At 72.1% G+C, this 24,314-nt stretch carries 21 protein-coding genes; 7 read left to right on the top strand and 14 right to left on the bottom strand.

Annotated features, from left to right (window positions below; translation table 11 throughout):
* Positions 1-85: 85 nt before the first annotated feature.
* On the bottom strand, positions 86-868 hold the full coding sequence (locus tag BIU97_RS11455) for an SDR family NAD(P)-dependent oxidoreductase (protein ID WP_071297685.1): 783 nt from the start codon (positions 866-868) through the stop codon (positions 86-88).
* 86 nt (positions 869-954) lie between these two features.
* Here BIU97_RS11455 and BIU97_RS11450 point away from each other — a divergent pair, with 86 nt between their 5' ends.
* Complete coding sequence (locus BIU97_RS11450) at positions 955-1,818, top strand: helix-turn-helix transcriptional regulator (protein ID WP_071297684.1); 864 nt, start codon at positions 955-957, stop codon at positions 1,816-1,818.
* Between the two features lie 562 nt (positions 1,819-2,380).
* Here BIU97_RS11450 and BIU97_RS11445 read toward each other — a convergent pair.
* The 3 genes from BIU97_RS11445 to BIU97_RS11435 form a co-directional block, all read right to left on the bottom strand.
* Positions 2,381-2,698: a Dabb family protein gene (locus tag BIU97_RS11445; RefSeq protein WP_083404715.1), complete on the bottom strand. Its 318-nt coding sequence runs from the start codon at positions 2,696-2,698 to the stop codon at positions 2,381-2,383.
* Positions 2,699-2,782: 84 nt separating this feature from the next.
* On the bottom strand, positions 2,783-3,670 hold the full coding sequence (locus BIU97_RS11440) for an SDR family oxidoreductase (protein WP_071260182.1): 888 nt from the start codon (positions 3,668-3,670) through the stop codon (positions 2,783-2,785).
* Positions 3,671-3,705: 35 nt separating this feature from the next.
* Entirely contained in the window at positions 3,706-4,293 is a 588-nt protein-coding gene (locus BIU97_RS11435) for a hypothetical protein (RefSeq protein WP_071257926.1), read from the bottom strand.
* A 61-nt stretch (positions 4,294-4,354) separates the two neighbouring features.
* Between BIU97_RS11435 and BIU97_RS11430 the strand changes: the two genes are divergently transcribed.
* Positions 4,355-4,957: a hypothetical protein gene (locus tag BIU97_RS11430; RefSeq protein WP_139196004.1), complete on the top strand. Its 603-nt coding sequence runs from the start codon at positions 4,355-4,357 to the stop codon at positions 4,955-4,957.
* 66 nt (positions 4,958-5,023) lie between these two features.
* Here BIU97_RS11430 and BIU97_RS11425 read toward each other — a convergent pair whose 3' ends face one another.
* On the bottom strand, positions 5,024-5,755 hold the full coding sequence (locus tag BIU97_RS11425) for a S1 family peptidase (RefSeq protein WP_083404716.1): 732 nt from the start codon (positions 5,753-5,755) through the stop codon (positions 5,024-5,026).
* Positions 5,756-5,896: 141 nt separating this feature from the next.
* Here BIU97_RS11425 and BIU97_RS11420 point away from each other — a divergent pair, with 141 nt between their 5' ends.
* On the top strand, positions 5,897-6,478 hold the full coding sequence (locus BIU97_RS11420; RefSeq protein ID WP_071257932.1) for a TlpA family protein disulfide reductase: 582 nt from the start codon (positions 5,897-5,899) through the stop codon (positions 6,476-6,478).
* 18 nt (positions 6,479-6,496) lie between these two features.
* Here BIU97_RS11420 and BIU97_RS11415 read toward each other — a convergent pair whose 3' ends face one another.
* From BIU97_RS11415 to BIU97_RS11400, 3 genes are all read right to left on the bottom strand, one after another.
* A complete protein-coding gene (locus BIU97_RS11415; RefSeq protein WP_071297683.1) occupies positions 6,497-7,966 on the bottom strand; it encodes a glycosyltransferase family 39 protein in 1,470 nt (489 codons plus the stop codon).
* A 461-nt stretch (positions 7,967-8,427) separates the two neighbouring features.
* The gene (locus tag BIU97_RS11405) at positions 8,428-10,563 is read right to left on the bottom strand and encodes an Ig-like domain repeat protein (RefSeq protein WP_071297681.1); all 2,136 of its coding nucleotides are present in this window, start codon (positions 10,561-10,563) and stop codon (positions 8,428-8,430) included.
* A gap of 129 nt (positions 10,564-10,692) precedes the next feature.
* The gene (locus BIU97_RS11400) at positions 10,693-11,958 is read right to left on the bottom strand and encodes a HupE/UreJ family protein (RefSeq protein WP_254782964.1); all 1,266 of its coding nucleotides are present in this window, start codon (positions 11,956-11,958) and stop codon (positions 10,693-10,695) included.
* A 179-nt stretch (positions 11,959-12,137) separates the two neighbouring features.
* Between BIU97_RS11400 and BIU97_RS11395 the strand changes: the two genes are divergently transcribed.
* The gene (locus BIU97_RS11395; protein WP_083404719.1) at positions 12,138-12,842 is read left to right on the top strand and encodes a hypothetical protein; all 705 of its coding nucleotides are present in this window, start codon (positions 12,138-12,140) and stop codon (positions 12,840-12,842) included.
* A gap of 6 nt (positions 12,843-12,848) precedes the next feature.
* Here BIU97_RS11395 and BIU97_RS11390 read toward each other — a convergent pair whose 3' ends face one another.
* From BIU97_RS11390 to BIU97_RS11370, 5 genes are all read right to left on the bottom strand, one after another.
* Entirely contained in the window at positions 12,849-13,787 is a 939-nt protein-coding gene (locus BIU97_RS11390; RefSeq protein WP_175472086.1) for an ROK family protein, read from the bottom strand.
* The gene (locus tag BIU97_RS11385; RefSeq protein ID WP_071257950.1) at positions 13,784-15,469 is read right to left on the bottom strand and encodes a dipeptide ABC transporter ATP-binding protein; all 1,686 of its coding nucleotides are present in this window, start codon (positions 15,467-15,469) and stop codon (positions 13,784-13,786) included. Before BIU97_RS11385 ends, BIU97_RS11390 begins: the two co-directional genes overlap by 4 nt.
* Positions 15,469-16,362 carry an ABC transporter permease gene (locus tag BIU97_RS11380; RefSeq protein ID WP_071257952.1) on the bottom strand — a complete coding sequence of 298 codons (894 nt, stop codon included), beginning with the start codon at positions 16,360-16,362 and terminating at the stop codon, positions 15,469-15,471. Before BIU97_RS11380 ends, BIU97_RS11385 begins: the two co-directional genes overlap by 1 nt.
* Positions 16,363-16,476: 114 nt before the next feature.
* Positions 16,477-17,436 carry an ABC transporter permease gene (locus tag BIU97_RS11375; RefSeq protein ID WP_071257954.1) on the bottom strand — a complete coding sequence of 320 codons (960 nt, stop codon included), beginning with the start codon at positions 17,434-17,436 and terminating at the stop codon, positions 16,477-16,479.
* Between the two features lie 87 nt (positions 17,437-17,523).
* Entirely contained in the window at positions 17,524-19,317 is a 1,794-nt protein-coding gene (locus tag BIU97_RS11370; RefSeq protein ID WP_071257956.1) for a peptide ABC transporter substrate-binding protein, read from the bottom strand.
* A 216-nt stretch (positions 19,318-19,533) separates the two neighbouring features.
* Here BIU97_RS11370 and BIU97_RS11365 point away from each other — a divergent pair, with 216 nt between their 5' ends.
* Genes BIU97_RS11365 through BIU97_RS11355 form a run of 3 tightly spaced genes read left to right on the top strand, consistent with a single transcriptional unit; the run spans position 19,534 to position 22,971 of the window.
* Positions 19,534-20,718, top strand: coding sequence for an ROK family protein (locus BIU97_RS11365; RefSeq protein ID WP_083404720.1), 1,185 nt, complete (start codon positions 19,534-19,536; stop codon positions 20,716-20,718).
* Positions 20,711-22,234: a M81 family metallopeptidase gene (locus BIU97_RS11360; protein WP_071257957.1), complete on the top strand. Its 1,524-nt coding sequence runs from the start codon at positions 20,711-20,713 to the stop codon at positions 22,232-22,234. Before BIU97_RS11365 ends, BIU97_RS11360 begins: the two co-directional genes overlap by 8 nt.
* Positions 22,231-22,971 carry a copper homeostasis protein CutC gene (locus BIU97_RS11355; protein ID WP_071257959.1) on the top strand — a complete coding sequence of 247 codons (741 nt, stop codon included), beginning with the start codon at positions 22,231-22,233 and terminating at the stop codon, positions 22,969-22,971. Before BIU97_RS11360 ends, BIU97_RS11355 begins: the two co-directional genes overlap by 4 nt.
* Before the next feature lie 13 nt (positions 22,972-22,984).
* Here BIU97_RS11355 and BIU97_RS11350 read toward each other — a convergent pair whose 3' ends face one another.
* Positions 22,985-24,166 (bottom strand): Fic family protein, encoded by a 1,182-nt coding sequence (locus tag BIU97_RS11350; protein ID WP_071257961.1) that lies wholly within the window; start codon positions 24,164-24,166, stop codon positions 22,985-22,987.
* Positions 24,167-24,314 lie beyond the last annotated feature (148 nt).

The raw sequence follows: 24,314 nt of genomic DNA, 5'->3' as shown, positions 1-24,314 counted from the left end.
GCGCTTGCGCTGCGCACAACCAAAGTGCAACGAAACCGCGCGCTCGTCCGGTTCCGTTGCACTTCGGTTGTGCGGAGCGCCGGCGTCAGGCCCCCGCTCCCCCGTCGACGGGGACGATCGCGCCGGCGACCATCGCAGCGCGGTCGCTGAGCAGCCATGCCGCGACCTCGGCCACCTCGACCGGTTCGGCCATCCGGCCCAGCGGTACCGACGCGTTGATCTGCTCGGTGACGCCCGGAGTCGCCGCCTCCCACGCCTCGATCATCTCCGTCGCCGTGCCGCCCGGGGTGATGCCGTTCACCCGGATGCGCTCGGGCGCCCAGGTGACGGCCGCCGTCTCGGTGATGCTGTTCAGCGCCCGCTTCATCGCGCCGTACGCGGGCAGTGCCGGGTTGGCCCGACGGCTCCCGATGCTCGACGTGTTCACGATCGCCCCGCCTCCGGAGCGACGCATCAGTGCTGCCTCGGCGGTCATGGCGACCCAGTGTCCACGGAAGTTCACGGCGAACTGGGTGTCGATGTCCTCGTCGCTGGTGGTGTCGAGCGGTCCGGGCTGCTGGATGGTGGCGCCGTTGTTGAAGGCGGCGTCGAGTCGACCGTGCAGCTCGTCGACCCGCGCCACCGCGGCGCGGATGCTGTCCGGGTCGGCCAGGTCGAGCGCGACGGCGTCCGCCGTGCCGCCGGAGCCGCGGACGTCGGCGACGACCGCGTCGAGCGCCTCGGTACTGCGGGCGGCGAGGACGACCCGGGCGCCTTCCCGGGCGAAGAGCCGTGCTGCGGCCGCGCCGATGCCGCGGCTCGCGCCGGTGATCAGCACGACCTTGTCGGAGAGCAGGCCGATGGGGGTGGATGCGGTTTCGTTGGTCATGACGACAGCGTCGGGCCGTACCTCGCCGCGGATACAGGTACGAGCGGTACCAGGGTGCGCGACGGCAGGCGGTGGAGACTCGTGGCATGGACAAGCCGGAACTCGCCGCCTTCCTGCGCTCGCGACGGGAACGGCTTCGCCCCGAGGACGTCGGTCTGCCAGCCGGACCCCGCCGCCGCACGCCGGGCCTGCGCCGTGAAGAGGTCGCGGTGCTCGCCCACATCTCCACCGAGTACTACGTCCGACTCGAGCAGGGCCGTGCGCCCCGGCCGTCGGCGGAGGTCCTGGCGGGCATCGCCGGGTCGCTCCTGCTGACCCCGGCGGAGTCGGACCACCTGCACGCCCTGGCCGGTACGGCCTCGCTGCAGACGGGCCGGGTCGAGCGGGCGGTCCGGCCGAGCATCCTCGCGCTCGTCGAGCGGCTGCCGCAGACCGCGGCCATCGTGCTGTCGGCCGCGTACGAGGTACTCGCGTGGAACGCGCTGGCGTCGGCGCTCATGGAGGACTTCTCTCGGCTCGCCCCGGCGGAACGGAACCTGGCACGTCGAGCGTTCCCGCCGGACACGGTCGACGAGGCACCCCCGCCGTACGGCATCTCGGACGGCGCCGAGTTCTGCCGACACGTCGTGATGCAGCTGCGGACGAGCCGGACCCGGTACCCCGACGACCCGCAGGTCACCGACCTCGTCGAGGAGCTCCGCACCGGTAACGCAGAGTTCGCTCGGCTGTGGGACCGGCACGACGTACAGGTCACCCCGGTCCTCACGAAGACGTTCCGGCACCCGACCGTCGGGTCGGTGACGGTCGACTGCGACAGCCTGGCGCTGACGGACCGCGACCAGTACCTCGTGCTCTACACGGCACCACCGGGATCTCCGGATGCCGATGCGCTGGCGCTCCTCGGTCTCCTGGCCGCTGAGGACGACACGGCGACTGCCCGGACGACGTAGCCGTCAGGACCGGAGGCGATCCGTCGGTGCGACCTCAACCGAGACCCGAGCGGCGGTGGTCACGTCACGGTCCCCCGTCCTGACGCGCTCCTCACTCCGCACTCCTGATCGCGTCGCCCTCGAGCCACTTCCGCAGGACGTGCAAGGTCTGCGCGGACACCGCCCCGTCGACGAGGCGATCTGCGTGGAAGCCCCAGTTGACGATCACCTCGCCCGAGCGGAGCTCGATCGCCGCAGGTGCCTCGACACGGGCGACCGCACTGCGGTGGACCTTCCGGGTCGCGATCAGTCCGACACTGGAGATCGAGTCCGCGCAGTTCGTCCCGGAGCCGTGCAGCCCGCCACGAGGCGATGCCGCACGGAACGGCAGCGAGGAGACCGATCCCGACCCGGAGGCCGTCGAGCGGTGGGACGGCTGCGACGACGAGCATCGCGACGCAGCACATCCCGTTGACGATCGAGAGCAGCACCCGCAGCTGCACGGGAGCGTCGATCCTGTGCACGTCTCCTCCGCCCGGACCGCCGGGCCGGCGAGGACGAGCGTCCGGAGACGGTCGATCGGTCACGACAGGGTCGGGGCGCCGCTCGCATCCTCCACGTCGAAGACCACGACCCGCGCACTTGCCCCGCCGATGAACTCCGCGACCGGCCGGTGCTCAGGGTGCGGCAGGTAGGCGTCGAGCGCCGCGTGGTCCCGGAAGCGGACGACGAGCATCCAGTGGAAGCCGCCCTCCTTGCCCTCGGTGCTCACGCTGGGCCCGGCCTGCACCGAGTCGACACCGTCGATGCGCGTCAGGTGGTCGCGGGCGAGCGCCGAGGCCTCGGACGAGCGGTCGTCGCTGTCCCACTCGACCAGCACGACGTGCGTCACTGCGGACACGTGATCTCCTCTGACGGACGATGAACGGACGAAGGAACCGGCGACGGACGGTCGGCCGGACGAGCGCCCGGCCGACCGACCGGATCAGAAGGCGGGGGTGCCGCCGGCGATCGTGATGGTGGAGCCGGACTGGTAGCTCGACTCCGGGCTGACCAGGTGCACGTAGGCGGCGCCGAGTTCGGCGGGCTGGCCGGGGCGGCCGAACGGCGAGCCCTCGCCGAAGTGCGCGACGGTCTCGGCGTCGTCCGAGCCGGGCTGCAGCGGGGTCCACACGGGGCCGGGGGCGACCGAGTTCACGCGGATGCCCTTGGGGGCGAGCTGCTGGGCGACGGCCTCGGTGAAGAGCTTGATCGCGCCCTTCGAGACGGCGTAGTCGATCTTGTCGGCGGACGGGGTCGACGCCTGGATCGAGCCGGTGGTGACGATGGTCGAGCCGGGCTCCAGGTGCGGCACGGCGGCCTTGGTCAGCCAGAACAGCGAGTAGATGTTCGTCTTGAAGGTGGAGTCGAACATCGAGGTGTCGAGCGTCAGGATGTCGTCGTTGCTGTCCATGCGGCCGGCGACCATGACGAGCGTGTCGAGACCGCCGAGCTCGTCGACGCCCTTCTGCACGAGGTCCTTGCAGTACTGCTCGTCGGCGATGTCACCGGGGAACAGCACGGCGCGACGGCCCTCGGACTCGAGCAGGTCGCGGACCTGCTCGGCGTCCTCCTGCTCGTCGGGCAGGTAGGACAGCACCAGGTCGGCGCCCTCGCGCGACAGCGCGATCGCGGCGGCACGGCCGATGCCGGAGTCGGCGCCGGTCACGATGCCGCGGTAGCCCTTCAGCCGGCCGAGGCCGACGTAGCTCTCCTCGCCGTGGTCGGGCTTCGGGTCCATCTTCCAGGCGGCTCCGGGGAGCGACTGCTCCTGCTCCGGGTACGGCGGGGCCGGGTAGAGGGTGTTCGGATCGCGCTTGTCGTACTGGCTCATGCCGCCCACTGTCGTCGTCGTTCGTGAACGCGTGTTCAGCGTCGCGCTTCGGCGCGCTGCTGGACGACGGTGAGCACGAGGAACAGGAGTCCGACGGCGGTGACGATGATCCCGGCGACGGGGACCTCGCCGCCGGTGGCCATCGGCGTGACGAGGAACACGAGGCCGAACGCGGTCATCGCACCGGACAGCCACCACCCGGCCTTCACGCTGACGAACCAGCGCGGGCGGCCGGCGGCGTCGGCTTCGGCGGTGCGCTCGTCCTCGCGCTGGCGCCAGGCGCTGCCGGGCCCTCGGTGGCGGAGCACGGTCGCCCAGAACAGGAGCATGCCGCCACCGAGGACGACGAAGAGCACCGTCAGGCCCAGTGCCGGACCGACCTGCCCCTCGAGCCAGAACGGGATGGTGACGAGCAGGCCGAGCACGGCACCGCCGACCGCGACCCACGGGGCCACCGTCCGCCCGTACGTCTGGTACCCACGAGCGACGGCTCGGTCGGCGCGCAGGAACCGCTGCTCCCGCTCGGACCGCTCGGCCTGTGGCTTGCGCATCACACGGGCCTCGATGACGATCACGACGATCGAGACGAGCAGGACGGCACCGACGACGACGAGGGCGATCATGACCCGGACCGTACCCACGAGGACTCCTCATCCCCTGGCACACCGGGGTACGGTGCAGGGCGTGACGGAGGCGCACTGGGTCGAGTTCGACGACGAGCCGAAGCGACGGGTCTTCCGTGCCCGCTTCCGCCGCGCGATGCCGTTCTTCTTGGTCTTCGGAGCGGCGAGCGCGTTCCTCTCGAGGGGCGGCGAGGCCCCCTTCCAGACGTGGGGGTGGATCGCCGTGCCGATCTGCTTCGCCGGGACGGGTCTGATCCTCGCGGCGCTGTGGGGCGTCGTGCTGCTGCAGACGCGTCCCTTCGCGATCGACGTCGGGCGCCAGCGGGTCCGGATGCGCGGGCGGACCGTCGCGTTCTCCGACGTGGACGTGGCGGAGCTCGACCCGTTCACGAACAACGAGCCGGACATGCTCTCGCTGCGGTTCGGCAGGCGTCGCGGCCGCAAGGTCTCCCTGCTCGTCCGCGAGGGCCGGGAACCCGCCATCACCGGCGAGCGGCGTGATGCGCTGCTCGCCCTCATCGCCGGTTCGTCCATCACCCGGCCGTCGAGTCCCTACGATCCGAAGGGCACGTTCGCCCGCTTCAACTTCCCCGGCACTCTGGACAAGGCGGGGGCTGCCAGCGTCGTCGACGACCCGCCCCAGGTGGACCAGTCAGGGCCCTGAACGCACGTGGTGACGGACGGGAGGCGCGGTGCGGGCCCGCCCCGCGCCTCCTGTCCGTCACCTGGTTCAGACGCCGGCCGTGGTGCGGATCCAGGACGAGGCCTGCGACAGCAGGGCGTAGTTGGAGCCGGCCTTGGTGTCCGCGCCGGGGTCGGCGCTGTCGCCCGTCGAGCAGACCGCGACGACCTTGCCGTTGACGAGCAGCGGGCCGCCGGAATCGCCGTGGTTCGAGGCCCCGGTCACGCCGGTGAGGTGCTGGGCACGGCCGCTGTACGCGTCGGTGCTCGCCCCGGTGAGCGAGACGGTCGCCTGGTACAGGCCGTCGGACTGCGTCGCGTTCGCGCGGAGGCCGTAGCCCTGGATGGTCCCGGTCCCGCTCGACTTGGCGGTGGCGGTGAGGTCGAGCGGTGCGTAGGTGGAGAGCGCGTACGCGGTGCGCAGGTGCACGAGCGCGATGTCACCGGCGGGCGAGGCGCTCACGCGGTCCACGGCGACGGCCGTGCCCCGGTTGGTGGTGGAGTTCGAGTGGTAGACGTTCATCGCGCCGATGCCGTCGATGCAGTGCCGGGCCGTGAGGATCCACGAGGCGTTGATCTGCTCGCCGGTGCAGTTGCTGACGTAGCCGGAGGGGATGGACCCGCCGGAGGCCTCGAGCTGCACGGCCCACGAGGTGGTCGGGGCCTTCTCGCCGCCGACGACCTTCGTGCTGGCGGGCAGGGCCGATGCGGGTGCGGCGGTGAGCACGCCGGCGGTGACGACGGCGAGCGCCGCGAACGCGGCGACGATGGGCTTCTGCATGACGACTCCTCTGTCGGGGTGGAGCGGGACCTGACCCGTTGCGGTGTGCAACTGGACAGCATCATCGCCCCCCGTTCGAGGGGCACACCAGTCCGCACTTCGACCGACGATGCGGGGTGCAGGGCGACCTAGGATGGCGGCATGAGGATCCGTCCGGTCGCCGTGCTCGCCGTCGTCGCGGCAGCCGCGCTGCTCGCCGGGTGCACCGACTCGGACGGCCTGGTCAGCCAGTACAAGGCCGGCGACACGAAGAACTACGTGTCCGGCAACGGTGCGGTGAGCGAGTTCCCGGCGGCGCACCGCGGCGACCCGGTCGTGTTCACCACCCGCGACCTGCAGGGGCACACCGTCACCGCGGAGCAGTTCCGCGGCAAGGCCCTCGTGCTCAACTTCTGGTTCGCCGGCTGCGTGCCCTGCCGGGTCGAGGCGGCCGACCTCAACGACGTCAGCACGCGGCAGCGCGACCACGCGGCGTTCCTCGGGGTGAACGTCCGCGACTCGGCCGGCACCGCCGAGTCGTTCGTCCGCCGGCACGACGTCGCCTACGACACCGTGCTCGACGTCGACGGTGCGCCCGTGCAGCTGGCCTTCTCGGGCTCGGCCGCGCCGAACGCCACCCCGTCGACGATCGTGCTCGACCGACGCGGGCGGGTCAGCGCCCGGATCCTCGGGCCCGTGAACGTGAGCGTGCTCGAGACCCTGGTGCGCGACGCCGACCGGTGAACCCGGCCGGCTCGCCGGTCAGCGGGTCCAGAGCGTGATCTCGGCCCCGGCGACGTGTTCGCGGTGCGCCGGAGCGAAGCCGGTGGCCCGGAGCGCGTCCCGCAGCTCCCGGTCGCCCGCGTCCGGCACGACGAGCCACACCCGCTGCTCGGACCGCAGCCGGTCGCGCAACGCCGCGGTGCCGACGAGCCGGTCGGAGTAGCTGCCCGTCGTCCGGTAGGACCCGCGGTACGCGACGTCGTCGAGCCCGGCGAAGGCGTCCGGGTACGCGGCGAGCGCCACGCGGGGCCGGAGCGACACCGTGCCGCCGTCGGCGAGCAGGAACCCGTCCCCCGGCCGCGCCTCGTGCTGCAGCGTCCGCGCGATGCCGCGCAGGTCGGTGCCCGCCGGCTTGCCGAGCGGGGTGCGCATCGTCACGAGCGCCGGCGCCGCGGCGAGCACCACCGCGGCCAGCAGCACCCACGCGACGGTGCGCCGGACCCCGGCGACGGCCAGCCCGACGACGACCGCCGCGGCGGGGGTGCTCATGCTGAGGTACCGCGGTGTGTACACCGGCGTCACGAGCAGGCTGCCGAGGACGAGCACCGCTCCGGGCAGCAGCAGCCAGAGCGCCAGCGCCAGGACGGTCCGGCGGTGTGCGACCCACGGCCGTCGTGCTCGCCGCGCCCCGACGACCACGACGATCGTGGTCAGCAGGGCCGCGAGCCACCAGGCCTGCTCGGCGAACGGTTCGACCAGGACGGTCCAGGCGTTCACGGGCTGGTGCGCGAGCCACCCGACCTGCGAACCCTGCGACGCCGCGGTGACGAGGACCGGCGCCGCGATCACGACGGCGGCCGCGACGGCGACGGCGAGCGCCACCAGCCGCCGACGGTCGACGCGCCCGTGCAGCAGCGCCAGCGCGACGAACGCCGGCACGAGCAGCAGCGCGTACACGAAGGTGGCCGCCGCGAGCCCGGTCAGCACCGCGAACACGGTCCAGCGCCCGGCGCCGCGGTTGCGTCCGGCACGGAGCGCCCACACCGCCGCCCAGGTGACGAGCGCGGTGGTCAGGGCGTACGAGCGGGCCTCGGTGCCGTTGAACGACGTCCGCGGCAGCACGACGAAGACGACCGCGGCGACGACCGCTGCCCGCGGCTGCCCGAGCTCCCGCACGAGCACGACGACCCCGGCGGTGGCGACCCCGACCGCGATCGCCGAGGGCGCCCGGACGGCCACCTCGGACTCGCCGAAGACGGCGATCCAACCGTGCACGAGCAACGCGTACACGACGTGCACGGCGTCCTTCTCCTGCACGAAGGCCAGCATGTCGGCGACCGGCAGGCGGGCGAGCCGGAGCGTCGCGGCCTCGTCGTTCCAGTACGAGGGGACGCCGCTGCCGACGGCGGTCGCGAGCGTCGCGAGGAGCCCGATGAACCACGCGCTGCCGAACACGCGGCGCAGGGCCCCGGTGGCGTGCGGGACGGCGCCGCTCCCCCGTCCCTCCACGCGCACCACTGTAGGGCGTGGTCGGTGTGGCACACTCGCCGGCATGGGGAACGACGGGGAACGTGCAGCAGCGATCGACACGACGGCGGGAGCGGGCGACGCCGCCGAGACCGGACGGCCGCGGGGGGACCGCGAGTTCGCCGTGGCGATGGTGGGGACCGTGGTGGGCCTGCTCGTCGCGGCGGTCGACCTGTTCGTCTGGTTCGCCCCGGACATGACGACGTTCCTGACCCTGCTCGTCGTCGCCGCCGTCGGCACACCGGTGGCTGTCATCGTGGTCGCCGTCTGCGGCGCGTACGCTCCGGCGTTCCGCGTTCCGCGTCCTGCTCGTCGTGGTCGGCATCGTGCTCGTGGCCGCTCCGCTGGTGGGGTGGCTCGTCACGATCGGAGCCTGGGCCCGACCGTGACACGCACGAGGGCCCCGCGACCGGAGTCGCGGGGCCCTCGCTGGTGCGTGGTGGTTACTTGACGACCACCGCGACGACCGGGCTGGAGCTCTCGGTGAGCTCGCTCGTGCCGGCGAAGACGGCGTGCAGCTTGTGCGTGCCCTTCTGCAGCGGCATCGTCGTGGTGACCTTGCCGTTCTCCACGGTGACGGTCGCCAGGCGCTTCGTGCCCTGGTAGATCCGGGCGGTGCCGTCGACCGTGAAGCCGGTCGCCTTCACCTGGACGGTCGCCTTCGTGCCGCTGTACTTGATCGCGGTGCGCGACGGGGCCTTCGTGACGGTGACCGAGGTGGCCTTCGCCGTCTTCGAGTCGGTGCCCGAGAAGGTCGAGTCGGCGTTGACGAACGATGCCGTGATCGCGTGCCCGCCGATCGCGAGCGTGCTCGGCAGGACCAGGCTGGCCTTCCCGCCCTGCAGTTCGGCGGTGCCGAGGACCTTGCTGCCGTCCGAGAACGTCACCGTGCCCTGCTGGGTGCCGATGCCGCCGGAGACCGTCGCGGTGACCGTGGCCGGCTTCGCCGTGCGGAAGGTCTGCTCGGCTGCCGAGACGGCGAGGGTGGTGGCGGTCGCCGGGAGCTCGGCGTGCAGGTTGAACGCGTCGACCGTGGAGCCGATGGGCGCCGGGTCGGCCGAGGCGGTCGGCTGGAGCGTGACGCCGCAGTCCGGCACGTTGCCGTGCACGACGGCGGAGTTCAGCGTGCTGCAGTCACCGGCGCGGATGTTCTCGACGTTCAGCTTCTCGTCGGTGACGGACACCTTGACGAACGTGCGGACGTGCTCCTGGTTCTCGACCGAGTTGGCGAAGTGGCGCTTGCCGGTCGGGTCGAGCGGGTCGGCGCCGTAACCGCCCTGGGTGGCGTCCGGGGTGGTGAGGTCGTAGTACTTCGAGCCGGAGGCCGAGTTCGCCGTGATGTAGATCACGCCACCGGGGCCGGAGAAGACGTCAGGAGCGGCGGGCTGCTCGTTCTTGTTGGCCTTCTTGCCGTTCTTGATCGCGTAGCTGCGCGAGTACGAGTGGTCGTGGCCCTGCAGGACGATGTCGACACCCATGTCCGAGAACGCGCGGGTGAAGTCGAACCGGCGCTGCTGGTTGTCCTTGTCGTTCGCGTGGTCGGCCGGCGAGTAGATCGAGTGGTGGTAGACCAGCGCGGTCCACTTGGCGTCCTCGCCGTGGCGCTCGATGACGTCGCGGACGTAGTTCACGTGCGCTGCGTCCGAGCCGCCGGAGTAGGCGTTCGAGTTGATGTCGATGAACAGGACGCCCTTGTACATGTACCAGTAGTCGCCGCCGGAGTTCGCGGTCGAGTTGCCACCGGGGTAGAAGTCGGGGACCTTGAGCGAGTTCGGCACCTGGTTGTGCTGCTCGTAGGCCTTGCCGCCGACGTCGTGGTTGCCGATGGTCGAGGCCCACGGGTAGCGCTTCAGGACGTCGCTGCTGTCCGCGAAGGCGCCCCACTCGTACTCGTTGTTCGCGTGCTCGATCTGGTCGCCGCCGGAGACCAGGAGCTCGGCGTCCGGCTCGGTGCTCGTGGCGTAGTCGAGCGTGTTCGCCCAGCCCGCGCCGTCGTCGTCGACGTAGCCCGACGAACCGATCTGCGGGTCACCGAAGAACAGGAAGTCGAAGTCCCCGGAGAAGCTCTTCGTGGTGAACGTGTACGACGCCGACCACGCCGAACCGTCGGCGGCACCCACGTGGTACGTGTACGAGGTGTTCGGCTCGAGGTCCGAGATCGTCGCGTGCGCGTTGATGTAGCCGGACTCGGCGGCGATGCCGGGCAGGTTCTTCGTGTTCGAGTCGGTGGTGCTCGTGTCGACCGCGGTGTTCGCGGCCTTCGACGCGGCGATGGTCTGCTTCGCGTCGGTGAAGACGCCGCCGGTCATGTCGGCGGTCTTCTGGATCTCGAGCGACTGCGCGACGTTCGTGGGGAAGTACCACGACGCGATGCGCTGGCTCTCGGTCGCGCCGACGCCGAGCAGGATGTGGATGGGGCCGCCCGTCGAGATGTTCGAGGTGGGCGAGGTCGGCGCCGCCGAGGCGGCCCCGGTGCCGATCACCGAGGCGCCCGCGATGAGCGCGGCCCCGATGACCGCTCCGCCGATGCGGAGCGTGGTGGTTCTGCGCCGCGAAGGGGCGCCGGACAGGAGACTCATGGTGGTCCGTTTCTCGAAACGTGGGGATGGTGCAGCACACGCGACTCTGCATGGCCTGCTGAACGCCTTGGTGAACGCTGAGTGTCGATTCGCCCCGGATCGGCTCGCGTCACCGCAGCACCGCGGGGGTCAGCCGGCAGCGAGCCGCTCGACGAACCAGATCATCCCCATCACGAACACCCCGGCGGTGACGGCCCCGGTCACCCAGAGCGAGACGCGGTGGGCCTTCCGGCGCAGCAGCGACAGCGGCGGGAACACGATGACGATGATCGCGAGCTGCACCGCCTCGATGCCGATGTTGAACACGAGCAGTGACACGAGCAGCTGCCACGAGAACGCCTCGTGGATGCCGAGGGCACCGGCGAACCCGAGCCCGTGGATGAGCCCGAAGCCGAACACCACGGCCAGCCGCGTCCAGCCGGCGCGGTCGAGCGAGAAGTGCCCGTGCTCGCCGACGACGAGTTCGTCGGCGCGCGACCGGCGTCGCCAGAGCCGCCACAGGTACCAGCCGGCGACCGCCGCGATGGACAGCGCGATGAGCGGCTCGACGACGATCGCCGGCGGGCTCACCACGCCGAGCGCGGCCAGGATGAACGTGATCGAGTGCGCGATGGTGAACGCCGACGCGGTGAACACGACCTCGCGCAGGCGCCGGGAGCCGGCGATGAGCGCGACGAGGAACAGGATGTGGTCGATCCCGGACAGCAGGTGCTCGGCGCCGAGGCGGAAGAACTCCCAGAAGCGCTCCCCCGCCGACTGCTCGGTCGAGAACGACGGCTGCGACGCGTCGAGCGTCGCCGACCCCTGCTTCGCGTCGACGTCGTAGGTGACGATGGTCTTCGTGTCCCGCACGAAGGACTCGTCGTCGGGGAACAGCGTCGAGGTGACGACGTGCCCGGACTCGGTGTGTCCCGCCGCGGGGCAGGTGAAGTCGGCGGCGACCTCGGCGTACGGCACCTCGTCCTGCATGTCGACGGTGATCGTCGGGTCGAGCTCGCCGGTGCAGGGCCGACCGCCGGACGTCACCGAGAAGCGGTCGAACACGTACGACCCGAGGGCGTCGGCGTGCTCCTCGGCGGCGGACACCATCGCGGGGAAGTCCCCGTCGTCCCAGGCCTGCTGCCCCTGCGTGTGGAAGGGGTCGTCGTGCTCGCTCGTCGCGACGGACACGAGCATCAGGTCGTACTCCAGGCCGAGCTCGGCGTGCACGACCTCGGGCCCGGACGAGGTCACGTGGGCGTACACGACCGAGCTGAAGCCGTGCGCACCGGCCGGGCCGGCGGACGCCAGCACGCCGAACACGACGGCCGCGAAGAGCACGACGGCGGCCACGATCCGGGCGGGCAGGGCCGGGAGGAGCGGGGCACGGAGGAGCGAGGTGGGGGTACGGGTCACCGGGCAGACGATGCGGCGCGCGCACGACCGGCAGGTGAACAGCCGGTGACCAGGAGCGGGACGGCACCCGGACAGGTGCCCCGCCCGGCCCGTCGGGCACCCCTGCCGTGTCAGCATGGTCGCGTCCGCCCCGGCCCCGTGCCCCACCGCCGGCGTCCCACCCGCACCAGGAGATCCCCGTGACCCGCCCCGCAGCCCGGACGACGGGCACCCTGACCGCCGTCGCGATCGCCGGCACGGTCGCCGCCCTGCTCGCCGGCTGCGCGACCGCGTCGCACGACGGCACCGACGCCGGCCCGGCGCCGCGGGCCACCGCCGGCACCCTCGGCACGGGGTTCTCCGACCCGGACCACCCGCCGGCTCCCGAGGCGACCATCACCCCGGCACCCGGGTCCTGGTCGGCCGTGCACCCGCCCGCCGACTACCGGGTGGTGCTGCTGTCCGACCGCGGCGACACCCGCGACAGCGCGGCGGCGCGGACGCTCGTCGACGCGGTCGACTCGTGGGCGGTCGCGGAGGACGTCACCGTGACCGAGGTCGAGGCGGCCACGCCGGACGACCGCATCGCCGCCGTGTCCCGCGCGGTGCACGAGGGCGCCGACCTCGTCGTCAGCGTCGGGAACGACATGGTCGACCCCGTCGCGGCCGTCTCACCGACGGCGCTGCACCAGCCGTTCCTGGTGCTCGGAGCGGAGATCGCCGAGCCCACGTCGAACGTGACGGCCGCGGACTGGACCGGCGGGGGCTTCCGCGGTGAGGGCCTCGGCCCCTCGAGCCACTACGACCCGGCGACCTTCACCGACGACCGCGCCGGTCGGGCGCTCCGGGCGGGCGTCGCCGCCGCGCTGCACGACCTCAGCGGCACCGTCGTCTGGGTCGACTGAGCCGGGTCACCACCGGGCGCCCTCGACGGGGTCGGCCGCGAGCACCAGTGCCCGCACCTGCGCCGCGGCACCGAGCGCGACGGCGTCCGACCCGAGCGTCGACTGCGCGAGCCGGATCGTCGCGCCGCTCACCGGCGGTTCGGCGGCGATCGCGGCGGTGATCGCGGGTTCGAGCAGGTCCCACGAGCGGGCGATGCCCCCGCCGATCACGACGGTGGTGACGTCGAGGATCCCCGCGGTGAGCAGCGCCGCGCGGGCGAGTCCCCGTCCGGCGGTGACGAAGATCGCCGCGGCGTCCGGGTCGCCGAGCCGGGCGGCTGCGGCGACCTCGCGGGCCGAGACCCGTCGGCCGGAGCGTTCGGCGTAGCGGTCCGCGATGCCCCGGGCACCCGCGATGGTCTCGAGGTGGCCGACCTGCCCGCAGGTGCAGCGGGCGTCGCCGAACCCGGGCACGTGTCCGATCTCGCCGGCGGCGCCGTGCGGGCCCGCGAACAGTCGACCGCCGAGCACGAGGGCCCCGCCGACGCCGGTACCGAGGGTCATCCCGAGCACGTCGCGCGCCCCCGTCCCGGCGCCGGTCGCGACCTCGCCGAGCAGGAACGCGTTGACGTCGTTGTCCAGGGTCGCCGGGACGCCGAGGGCCGCGGTCACCGCGTCGGTCACGCCGTACCCCGCCCAGCCGGTGAACGAATCGCCCGTCACGAGCACGGTGCCGGTGGCCTGGTCGACGACGCCGGCCGCGCCCACCCCGACCCCCGCCAAGGAGGCCCGGTGCCGGTCGAGCAGGTCCGTCACCGCCGCGAGCGCGGCCGTCACGATCGCCGCCCCACCCGCGTGGGCGGGTGTCGGCAGGTCGACGCGGTCGACCACCCGCAGGTCCGTCGTCGTGAGGACGACCTTCGTGTTCGTGCCGCCGACGTCGACACCGGCGAGCAGGTCGCTCACGCGTCCACCGCCGCGAGGGTCGCCAGGCGCTCGGCGCGGCGCTGCCGTTGCCGGACCGGGTCCGGCACGGGCACCGCGGCGAGCAGCCGCCGGGTGTAGTCGGTCGTCGGGTGCAGCAGCGTCGTGCTGGTCGGGCCCTGCTCCTCGACGACGCCCTGGCGCATCACGACGACGCGCTCGGCGTGGTGCTGCACGACGGCCAGGTCGTGCGAGACGAACAGGCAGGCGAAGCCGAGGTCGTCCTGCAGTTCGCGCAGGACCTCGAGCACGGTCTCCTGCACGCTGACGTCGAGCGCCGAGGTCGGTTCGTCGGCGACGAGCAGCCGCGGCTCGAGCACGAGGGCCCGAGCGAGCGACACCCGCTGGCGTTGTCCGCCGGAGAGCTCCCGGGGCGCGCGTGCGGCCAGCGAGCGGGGCAGCCGCACCGCGTCGAGCACCTCGTCGACACGACGCCGACGGTCGGCCGACGACGTCCCGCGACGGTGCACGGCGAGGGGCTCCGCGATGCACTCGGCCACGGACATCCGGGCGTCGAGGGACGCCACCGGGTCCTGCAGCACGACACCGATGCCGGACCGCAGTGCGCGGCGGTCGCGGCCCTTCGCGGTCCGCAGGTCCTGCCCGAAGAGCGACACCGCGCCGGACGTCGGCTTGACGAGCCCGAGCGCCACCCGGGCAGCGGTCGACTTGCCGGACCCGGACTCGCCGACCAGGCCGACGGTCTCACCGGCGTGAACCGCGATGTCGATGCCGGCGAGCGCGTGGACGGCGCGCGCCCCGCGCCCGAACGTCACCGAGACGTCCCGCAGGTCGACCACCGGGGCCGCGCCGGGCCTCCCGTCCGTCCCGGTCGGCGCGTCGGTGACGGGAGCCGGCGGACGGTCCCCGGCCACGTCGAGCCGCGGCACCGCGGCGAGGAGACGCTTGGTGTAGTCGTGCTCGGGACGGAGCAGGACGTCCTCGACGCCGCCCGTCTCGACGATCTCGCCCTGCAGCATGACCGCGACCCGGTCCGCGAAGTCCGCGACCACGCCCATGTTGTGGGTGACGAGCAGGACGCCCGTGCCGGTGTCGACGGCGAGCTTCCGGAGCAGCTCGAGGATCTCGGCCTGCACGGTCACGTCGAGGGCGGTCGTCGGCTCGTCCGCGATGAGCAGCTCCGGCCCGTTCGCGATCGCCATCGCGATGACGACCCGCTGCCGCTGTCCGCCGGACAGCTGGAAGGGGAACGCCCGCGCGCGCTGCGCCGGGTCGGGGATGCCGACCCGGCGGAGCAGGTCGACGGCCTCGGCCGCGGCCTGGGCGGCGGTCACCGTGCGGTGGTTCCGGATGACCTCGGCGATCTGCGCGCCGATGCGGGTGAGCGGGTCGAGGGCCGTCGCGGGTTCCTGGAACACCATCGACACCGTCGACCCGCGCAGCGCGCGCAGTACCGGTTCGGCCGTGCCGACGACCTGCCGGCCGGCGACCTCGACGCTGCCGGTGGCGGTCGCGTTGCCGGAGAGCAGGCCCATCGCGGCGAGCGCGACGGTGGACTTGCCGGAGCCGGACTCGCCCACCAGGGCGAGCGTCTCGCCCGGGGCCACCTGCAGGGACACGCCCCGCACGGCGTCGACGGTGCCGGACTCGGTGCGGAAGGTGACGCCGAGGTCGGTCGTCCGCAGGATCGGTTCGGTGGTCATCAGCGGCCCCTCACGTCGAAGGCGTCCCGGAGTCCGTCGCCCACGGCGTTGAACGCGCAGACGACCAGGATCACGGCCAGACCCGGCGGCACGATGAGCCACCAGTGTCCGGAGTAGGCGGCGGTGAGCCCCGCCGAGAGCATGCCGCCCCAGTCCGTCGCGGGCGGCTGCACGCCGAGCCCGAGGTACGAGACGTAGGCGACGAGCAGGATCGCGTCGGCCACCTGGAACGTGGCGGCGACGACGATGGTCGACACCGAGTTCGGCAGCAGGTGCTTGCCGATGGCGCGGGCGTGCGAACCGCCGATCGCGCGGAGGGTGAGCACGTAGTCGCGGTTCTTCAGCGTCAGGGTCTCGGCGCGGATGAGACGGGACGGCACGAGCCACGACACCAGGCCGAGGATGACGATGAGGCCGCCGACCCCCGGGTTCGCGATCGCCGAGATGACGAGCAGGATGAACAGCGCCGGGATCGCGATGCCAGCGTCGACGACGCGCATCATCAGGGCGTCGACCCAGCCGCCGACGTACCCGGCGACGGAGCCCCAGAGCGTGCCGATCACCGTGGCCAACACCCCGGCGGCGATGCCGACCATCAGCGACACCTTGCCGCCGTACATGAGGCGGCCGAGGACGTCGTGGCCGACGGCGTCGGTGCCGAGCAAGTGCGCGGCGCTCGGGCCCTGGTCGGCCTGCTCGAGCAGCGTGTGGGTCTGGTCGGTCGGGTACACGAACGGGCCGACGAAGCAGAACAGCACGATGACGACGATGACGGCGAGCCCGATCACGGCGAGGGTGTTGCCGCGGAACCGACGGGCGGCGAGCCGGAACCCGGTGGCCGCGACGGTGACGGGGGCGCCCGGGGCGTCGGGGGCCATCTGGATGGCGCTCATGCGCGGGCTCCCATCACGTCGTTGGTGGACGCGGTGTCGATGCGTGACACGGCGCTCATGCGCGGGCTCCCATCACGTCGTTGGTGGACGCAGTATCGATGCGTGTCGCGGCGCTCATGCGCGGTCTGCCTTCACTCGGGGATCGATCAACGACTGCACGACGTCGGCGAGCAGGGTGCCGATGACGGTCGCGACGGAGATGACGAGCACGCAGCCGAGCAGGGTCGGGTAGTCCGACGACTGCGCGGCGTTCCAGAACAGCAACCCCATGCCGGGGTAGTTGAAGAGCTGCTCGGTGACGAGCGCGCCGCCGAACAGCACCGGCAGGTAGTAGCCGAGCATCGCGACGACCGGCGTCAGCGAGTTCCGGAACACGTGCCGCCGCAGGATCGTCGCGGTCGAGGCGCCGCCGGCCCGCGCGGTGCGCACGTAGTCCTCCTGCAGGTTCTCGAGCGTCGCCGACCGCATGTAGCGACTGAACACCGCGATCATCGCGAGCGCGCCGGTCACCACGGGCAGGACGAGCCCGGCCGGGTCCTGGAACACCTCGGCCAGGGTGGTGCCGCTCGGGGCCTGCGACGGCAGCCACGGCAGCTGCTGGCTGAAGACGATGATGAGCACGAGGCCGAGGAAGAACGCCGGCGTCGAGTAGAAGACGAACGCCAGGGCGGTCGCGGCGTAGTCGACCGGGCCGTTGCGGCGGGCCGCCTGCAGCATGCCGACCGGGATCGCGATGACGAGGCCGAGCACCGCGGAGATGCCGGTGAGCACGAGGGTCTTCGGCAGGCGCTCGGCGATGAGCTGCGAGACCGGCTCGTTGAGCGTGTACGAGGTTCCGAGGTCGCCGGTGACCAGCCGCCCGAGGAACCGCAGGTACTGCACGGGCAGCGCCTGGTCGAGCCCCTGGGCCTGGTTGAACTGGGCGATCTGCGCGGGGGTCGCGGAGACGCCGAGCACGCCGCGGGCGGGGCCGCCGGGCAGTGCGTGCAGCAGGCAGAACACGACGATCGTGACGATGAGGATCACCGCGAGCGCCTGCAGGACGCGCCTGGTGAGGGAGAGAGCTGTGGTCATGCGGCTTCCGATGGTCGGTTCTTGCGTGATCCCGGGAGGCGCGGTGCGGGGCGGACCCGCACCGCGCCTCCTGGGATGGTCACGTTCCTACTTGTTCCACTTCCACTGGGCGGGGTGGAAGTTCGCGAGCGAGTCCTGGTCGAACCCGGACAGGCCCTTCTTGACGACCGAGATCTGGTAGTCGGGGCTCGGCAGCCAGATCACCGGCAGGTCCTCCGCGAGCGCGGCGCTGTAGTCCTGCACGGCACTGGCGTCGGTCGAGGTGGTGGTCGCGTCGATGAGCTCGTCGACCTGCTTGTTCGAGTAGCTGCCGAAGTTCGCCGAACCGCCGGTCTGGAACAGCGACTCACCGGTCGGGTAGGCCGGGAAGTACCAGCTGCCCGCGGTGCCGAAGAACGACAGGTCCCAGTCGCAGCTCGCCTGGTCCGAGGTGCAGGTCGGGGTCTGCGACAGCACGCTCGACACCGGGGCGGTCTTGATCTCGAAGCCGATGCCGGTCTTCGCGAGCGAGGACTGGATCGCGCTCATCATGTTGTCGGTCACGGTCGAGCCGGACTGCGACAGGACGCTCATGGTGAACTTCGTGCCGTCCGCCACGCCCTCGCCGCACTGGCTGTCCGAGGTGCCCGGGTCGGTGCAGACCATCGTGCCGCCCTGTTCCTGCCAGCCGTGGCTGGTCAGCAGTTCCTTGGCCTTCGACGTGCTGAACGGGTAGGGGTTGTCCTTCTGCACGTCGGAGACGTAGTCGGACTCCTGCGCCTGCGGGATCGGGCCGTAGGTCGAGGTGGCGGTGCCGTTGAAGACGACCTTCGACAGCGACTCCTGGTCGATCGACATCTGCACGGCCTGGCGGGCGTACAGCTGCTTGAAGACGGCGCCCATGTCGGGGTTGTTGAAGTTGTACGGCATGTACGTGATCGCCCAGCCGGTCCACGGCTCGACCTCGTAGCCCTTCGCCGTGAACGACGACTCCTGGTCCATGTCGGTGGCGTTGATGTACCCGTAGTCGACCTCGCCCGAGCGGACCGCGTTCACCTCGGCGTCGGCCGTCGTGAAGGGCAGCAGGTTGACCGTCGTGATCGACGGCTCCTCGCCACCGTCGTACTTCTTGTTCGCCGTCAGGGTGACCTTGCCGGCCGTGGTGAAGGTCTTGACGCCGTACGGGCCGGAGATGGTCTTCCACAGGTCGTCGGTGGCGTAGTCGGAGATCTTGCCGGCGGCGGTGTTGAGGTACTTCCACACCTGCTCCGCGCCGGCGGTGGTCTCGTCGGCGTCGGTGACCTTCGCGCTCGCGCTCGTCTTGTCCCAGGCGTGCTGCGGCAGCGGGATGATGTGGCTCAGCTGGTTCGCGAGCATCCAGTCCGAGTTGTAGGCCTTGTCGAACGTGATGGTGAAGTGCGTGTCGTCGACGACCTTGAACGACCTCCAGTTGTCCGGCGCCTTGCCCTTCGAGTACGAACCCCACTGGTCCTTGTTGGCCTTGATCAGGTTGAACCAGAACTCGACGTCGCGGCTCGTGATCGCCTCGCCGTCGGACCAGTGTCGGTCGCCGAGCGTCATCGTGACGCTCTTGCCGTCCTTCGCGAACGCGGCGTCGGTCGCGACGGAGCCGGCCTTGTTCCACGCGATCTTGCCGGTGGAGCCGTCGTACGCGACGAGCGGCTCGTACAGCGACTGCGCGATCGAGCCGTTGTTCGTGTTGAGGTGCGCCGCCGTGCCGATCGGCAGGATCCAGTTCGGCGTGAAGTTCGCGGGGAGGGCGTAGTCGATCTCGTCGGTCGACCCGGGGGACGCGGTGCCGCCCCCGGAGCAGCCGGCGAGCAGCGCGCTCACGGCGATCGCGGCTCCGGTGAGGAGCGCCCAGCGGCGGGGCTTGGTCATGCGGTGTCTCCTTGTGTGGACGTTCGTTCGGAGGTGGAGCACGCGTGCCGAGCGGCACGGACACAGTCAATGGCCAAAGGCGTTGGAAAAACAAACATGTTCGTGTAAAAACTGCGTTTCTGCGGAACGGCGGAAAGGGTGAACGGGGCGTTCCGCCGGTTAGGCTCCGGGTGTTCGGTCGGGTCGACCGGCATTCCGCCCGGATTGGAGAAAGTCGTGCCGGACCTCAGCGCCCGCGTCCTCGAACTCGTCGCCTCGGGTCAGGCGGCGAGCCGGACGGAGATCGCGAAGCTCCTCGGTGCCGCGCCGTCGACGGTGTCGCACGTGGTCGCCCACCTGCTGTCGCACGGCGTCCTCGCAGAGGAGGGCACCGACGTCTCGACGGGCGGCCGACCGCGCAAGGTGCTCCGCATCGGCGGGGCCGACGAGTACGCCGTGGCCGCGGACGTCGGCGGCGGCCACGTCCGGATCGGCATCGTCCTGCCCGGCGGCGCGCTCGAGTCCGTCGCGAACGTGCCCTTCGCGCTCTCCGACGGGCCGACCGCCGGCCTGCAGCGCCTCGCCGCGCTGCTCGAGCGCCTCGCCGACGAGCGCGGCCGCGCCGGACTGCGCGGCGTGGGCCTGAGCCTGCCCGGCCCCGTCGACGTCGAGGCGGGGGTCGTCGACCTGCCGAGCCGGATGCCCGGCTGGAACGGCTTCCCCGTCGCCGCCTGGCTGTCCGACCGGTTCGGCCTGCCGGCTGTCGTCGACAACGACGCGAACTGCATGGCCGCCGGCGAGCAGACCGTGCAGGACCCGGGCCGTCGGCAGACGATCACGATCAAGGCCGGGTCGGCGATCGGCGCGGGCATCGTCATCGACGGGCGGTTGTACCGCGGGTCGACCGGGTCGGCCGGGGACATCACGCACGTGCGCATCGACGCCGCCGGGGACACCCCGTGCTCCTGCGGCAACACCGGGTGCCTGGAGACCGTCGCCTCCGGTGCGGCGCTCGTCCGGATCCTGTCCGGGGCCGGGGTCGACGTGTCCTCCACCGCCGACGTCGTCCGCCTCGCGTCGGACGCACACCCCGAGGCCACCCGCGCCGTCCGGCTCGCCGGGCGCTACCTGGGCGAGGTCCTCGCCGCCAACGTCAACTTCTTCAACCCGGACGCCGTCTACCTCGGCGGCATCCTGTCCACCCTGGACCCGTTCATCGCCGCGGTGCGCAGCCAGCTCTACGAGAGCTGCCACCCGCTGATGACGCAGCACCTGGCCATCGAGCCGGTGTCCCTCGGCGCCGACGCCGGACTCGTCGGCGCGGGGCAGTTCGCGTTGCAGCGCGGCCTGGCCGCCTCGCTCGAGGAGCGGTCCGCCCCCATCCCGCAGTCCACCACCAGGAACAGGAGCGTCCGTGTCTGAGACCACCGCCACCCGCCGCCCGGTCATCGCGATCGCCGGGCTCGCCATCGAGACCTCGACCTTCACGCCGACCCGCACCCTCGCCCCGGCGTTCCACCCGGACCGCGGGGACGAGGTCGTGGCGCGGTACGACTTCCTCGGTCCGCTGTCGGCACGCGCCGACTTCCGCGGGGCGCTCATCGGGCACGCGCTGCCGGGCGGGATCGTGGACCGTGCCGCGTACGAGTCGCTCGCCGCGGAGATCGTCACGCGGCTGGAGGCGATCGGCCCGGTGGACGGTCTCTGGTACGACATCCACGGCGCGATGGTGGTCGAGGGCCTCGACGACGCCGAGGCCGACCTGCTCGGCCGGATCCGCGCGGTCGTCGGCCCCGAGGTGGTCGTGTCGGCGTCGATGGACCTGCACGGCAACGTCACCGCGGAGCTCGCCCACCAGGTCGACCTCGTCACCTGCTACCGGATGGCCCCGCACGAGGACGCCCTCGAGACGAAGGAGCGCGCCGTCCGGAACCTGGTCGACGTGCTCACCGAACGGCCGGTCGGTGCGCAGCGCCCGGTGAAGGCGTGGGTCCCGATCCCGGTGCTGCTGCCCGGCGAGCAGACCTCCACCCGCATCGAGCCAGCGGCCTCGGTGTACGCGCAGGTGGCCGAGGTCGAGCGGACCGACGGCGTGCTCGACGCCGCGATCTGGGTCGGCTACGCCTGGGCCGACCAGCCCCGCGACCGCGCTGTCACCGTCGTCACCGGGTGGTCAGCGGAGGCCGTCGCCGCGGGCGCGGAACGGCTCGCGCGCGCCTTCTGGGACGCCCGCGAGGACTTCGCGTTCGTCGCCCCGACCGGCACGTTCGACGAGTGCATCGCCGCCGCGCTCGCGCCCGGCGCCGCCCGGCCGTTCTTCGTCTCCGACTCCGGCGACAACCCGACCGCCGGCGGCTCGGGCGACATGTCGTGGGGGCTGACGCAGGTGCTCGCGAACCCCGCCTTCGCCGCGGCCGACGGCCCGACCGTCCTGTACGCGAGCGTCCCCGGTCCGGAGGCGGTGGCGACGGCGGTGGAAGCCGGCGTGGGAGCCACGGTCACCGTGACCGCCGGTGCCGCGGTCGACGACGTCCACGCCGGTCCGGTCACGATGACCGGCCGGGTGCACGCGATCAAGCACGGCGACCGCGACGCCGAGACCGAGGTCGTGCTGCAGGTCGGCAGCGTCTTCGCGATCCTGACGACGCTGCGGAAGCCGTACCACCACGAGCACGACTTCACCGACCTCGACCTCGACCCGCGCAGCGCCGACGTGGTCGTCGTGAAGATCGGGTACCTCGAACCCGAACTGTTCGACATGGCCGCCGACTGGATGCTCGCGCTCACCCCCGGCGGCGTCGACCAGGACCTGCTCCGGCTCGGGCACCACAGGATCGAGCGGCCCCTGTTCCCCTACGATCGAGTGTTCCCGTCGGCGCCCGACCTCGGCGCCCGGATCATCCCGCCGTCGAACGAACCGCTCGGAGCCATCGCGTGACCACCGCCCCCGTCGCCCTCGAGATCGCCGTCACCTCACCCGCGGGCGCGGTCGTCGCCCGCGACGGCGGTGCCGACCGGGTCGAACTCTGCGTCGGCCTCGAGCTCGGCGGGCTCACACCGTCCCAGGCCCTCGTCGAGGCCACGCACGAGACCGGCATCCCCGCCCACGCGCTCGTGCGCTGCCGCCCCGGCGGCTTCGTGCACACGCCGGACGAGATCGCGCTGATGGAGCGCGAGGTCCGCGCCGTCCTGCGCTCCGGCGCCGCGGGGGTCGTGGTCGGGGCGCTCCGCGCGGACCGGACGCTCGACCGTGACGCCCTGCGCCGCTTCGTGGACGCCGCACGCTCGGTCAGCGCGACGGCCGAGGTGACGCTGCACCGCGCGGTCGACCACGCGATCGACCCGGTCACGGCCGCGGCGACGGTCGCCGACCTCGGCTTCACGCGGGTGCTGACCTCGGGCGGCGCGCCCACAGCCGCGGCGGGTGCGGTCACCATCGCCCGCATGGTCGAGGCGGCCGGACCGGTGCAGGTGATGGCCGGCGCCGGCGTCACCCCGCACGACGTCCCGGCACTGGTACGCGCCGGTGTCGCCGCGGTGCACCTCTCCGCGAAGCGCCCCGCGGCGGACAGCGCGCACGACGGGGTGCCGATGGGCGGCGCCGACGACGGGTCCGCGCACTTCGTCACCGACGCCGAGGTCGTGGCGGCCGCACGGCGCGCGCTCGACGCCTGAGCCCGGGCGCGCTTCAGCCGCGACGACCGGCCCGCCGGGCGAACGCGTCGAGCGCCGCCAGGACCTCGTCGTTGCGGTACAGGACCCCGTGCTGGTATTCGTTCTTCGACAGGAGGACCCCCGCTGCGACGAGCTTCTGGAGGTGCGGGTAGGCGTTCCGTGGGGCGATCCCCATCTGGGAAGCGAGCGTCGTCGCGTTCAGCACCGGCTGGCGGGCGACGACGTCGAGTGCGGCCCAGACACCGGAGTCGCGCCGAGCGTCGACGCGATCACGCCAGCCCTGGCGGATCCGCTGGATGTCCTGCACCAGTTCTTCGGCGTTCCCGATGGCGGTGAACGACGCTTCCGCCACCCGTCGGATGATCGGCTCGACGTCTCCGCGGCGGTACGCCATCAGCGCCTCGACGTACCCGTCGGTGTCGGCGAGGAGCCCAGCTGACACGGGGACCGTGACGTTCCGGGTCAGTTCGTTCGAGCGCAGCATCGCCTGCAGCAGAGCACGCCCTGTGCGCCCGTTGCCGTCGGTGAACGGGTGGACCGTCTCGAACTGCGCGTGTGCCACCGCGACCTGCGCCAACCGCGGCAGGTCGAGGCGTCGTGCGAACGTCATCACGTCGTCGATCAACGCCGGCACCCGTGGCCAGGCCGGGGCGACGTAGTCGGCACCGACCGGGGATCGTCCGTCCGTCCCGATCCAGACGGGCTCCTGCCGGAAGGCTCCGGCTTCGTGGTGCGGGTCTCCGTCCATCAGCACCTCGTGCATGGCGAGCACGGTGTCCGCGGTCAACTCGTCGGACAACTCGATCGCGGTCCGCATGGCGCGCGTGTTGGAGATGATCGCGGTGGCGTTGCGCTTGCCCGGGGCGCCGATCTCGGCGGTGAAGACCTGTCGGGCACTCGCCGTGAGGTGTTCGATCTGTGAGGACGCCGCTGCCTCTGACCGGAGGAGGAGCGACGAGAACGGCGCCACCTCGCCACCGAGCTCGCCATCGAACCGCACCAACGCCGTGGAGGCCTCGTCGACCAGCGTCGCCACGGCGTCACTCAGCTCGAGTGCGGCCGCGGCGATGTGCGGCGGCACCGCGGCGAGGTACTGTTCGCGCACCCTGCTGCGTCGAGCTGCTCGTGGACCATGGTCGGCGTCACGCCGCTCCCAGTCGAGTTGCTCGTACTCCAGCGCCGGCCAGGTGCTCATGGTCACGACGCTCCTTCCGATCGCAGAACAACGACGCCAGATCTTCTGACTTGTGCCACTATCTCAGAAAAATCCTTTCCACGCTTCTGCTGTCGACCCAGCGCTGCTCGAGGGCCACCCGTGCGCGCCGCTCGCTAGCATGGCCGCG

The sequence above is a fragment of the Curtobacterium sp. MCBA15_009 genome (assembly GCF_001864895.1).
GTDB lineage: Bacteria > Actinomycetota > Actinomycetes > Actinomycetales > Microbacteriaceae > Curtobacterium.
The sequence above is the reverse complement of the archived record's forward strand: the minus strand, read 5'-3'. Positions and strand labels throughout refer to the sequence as shown.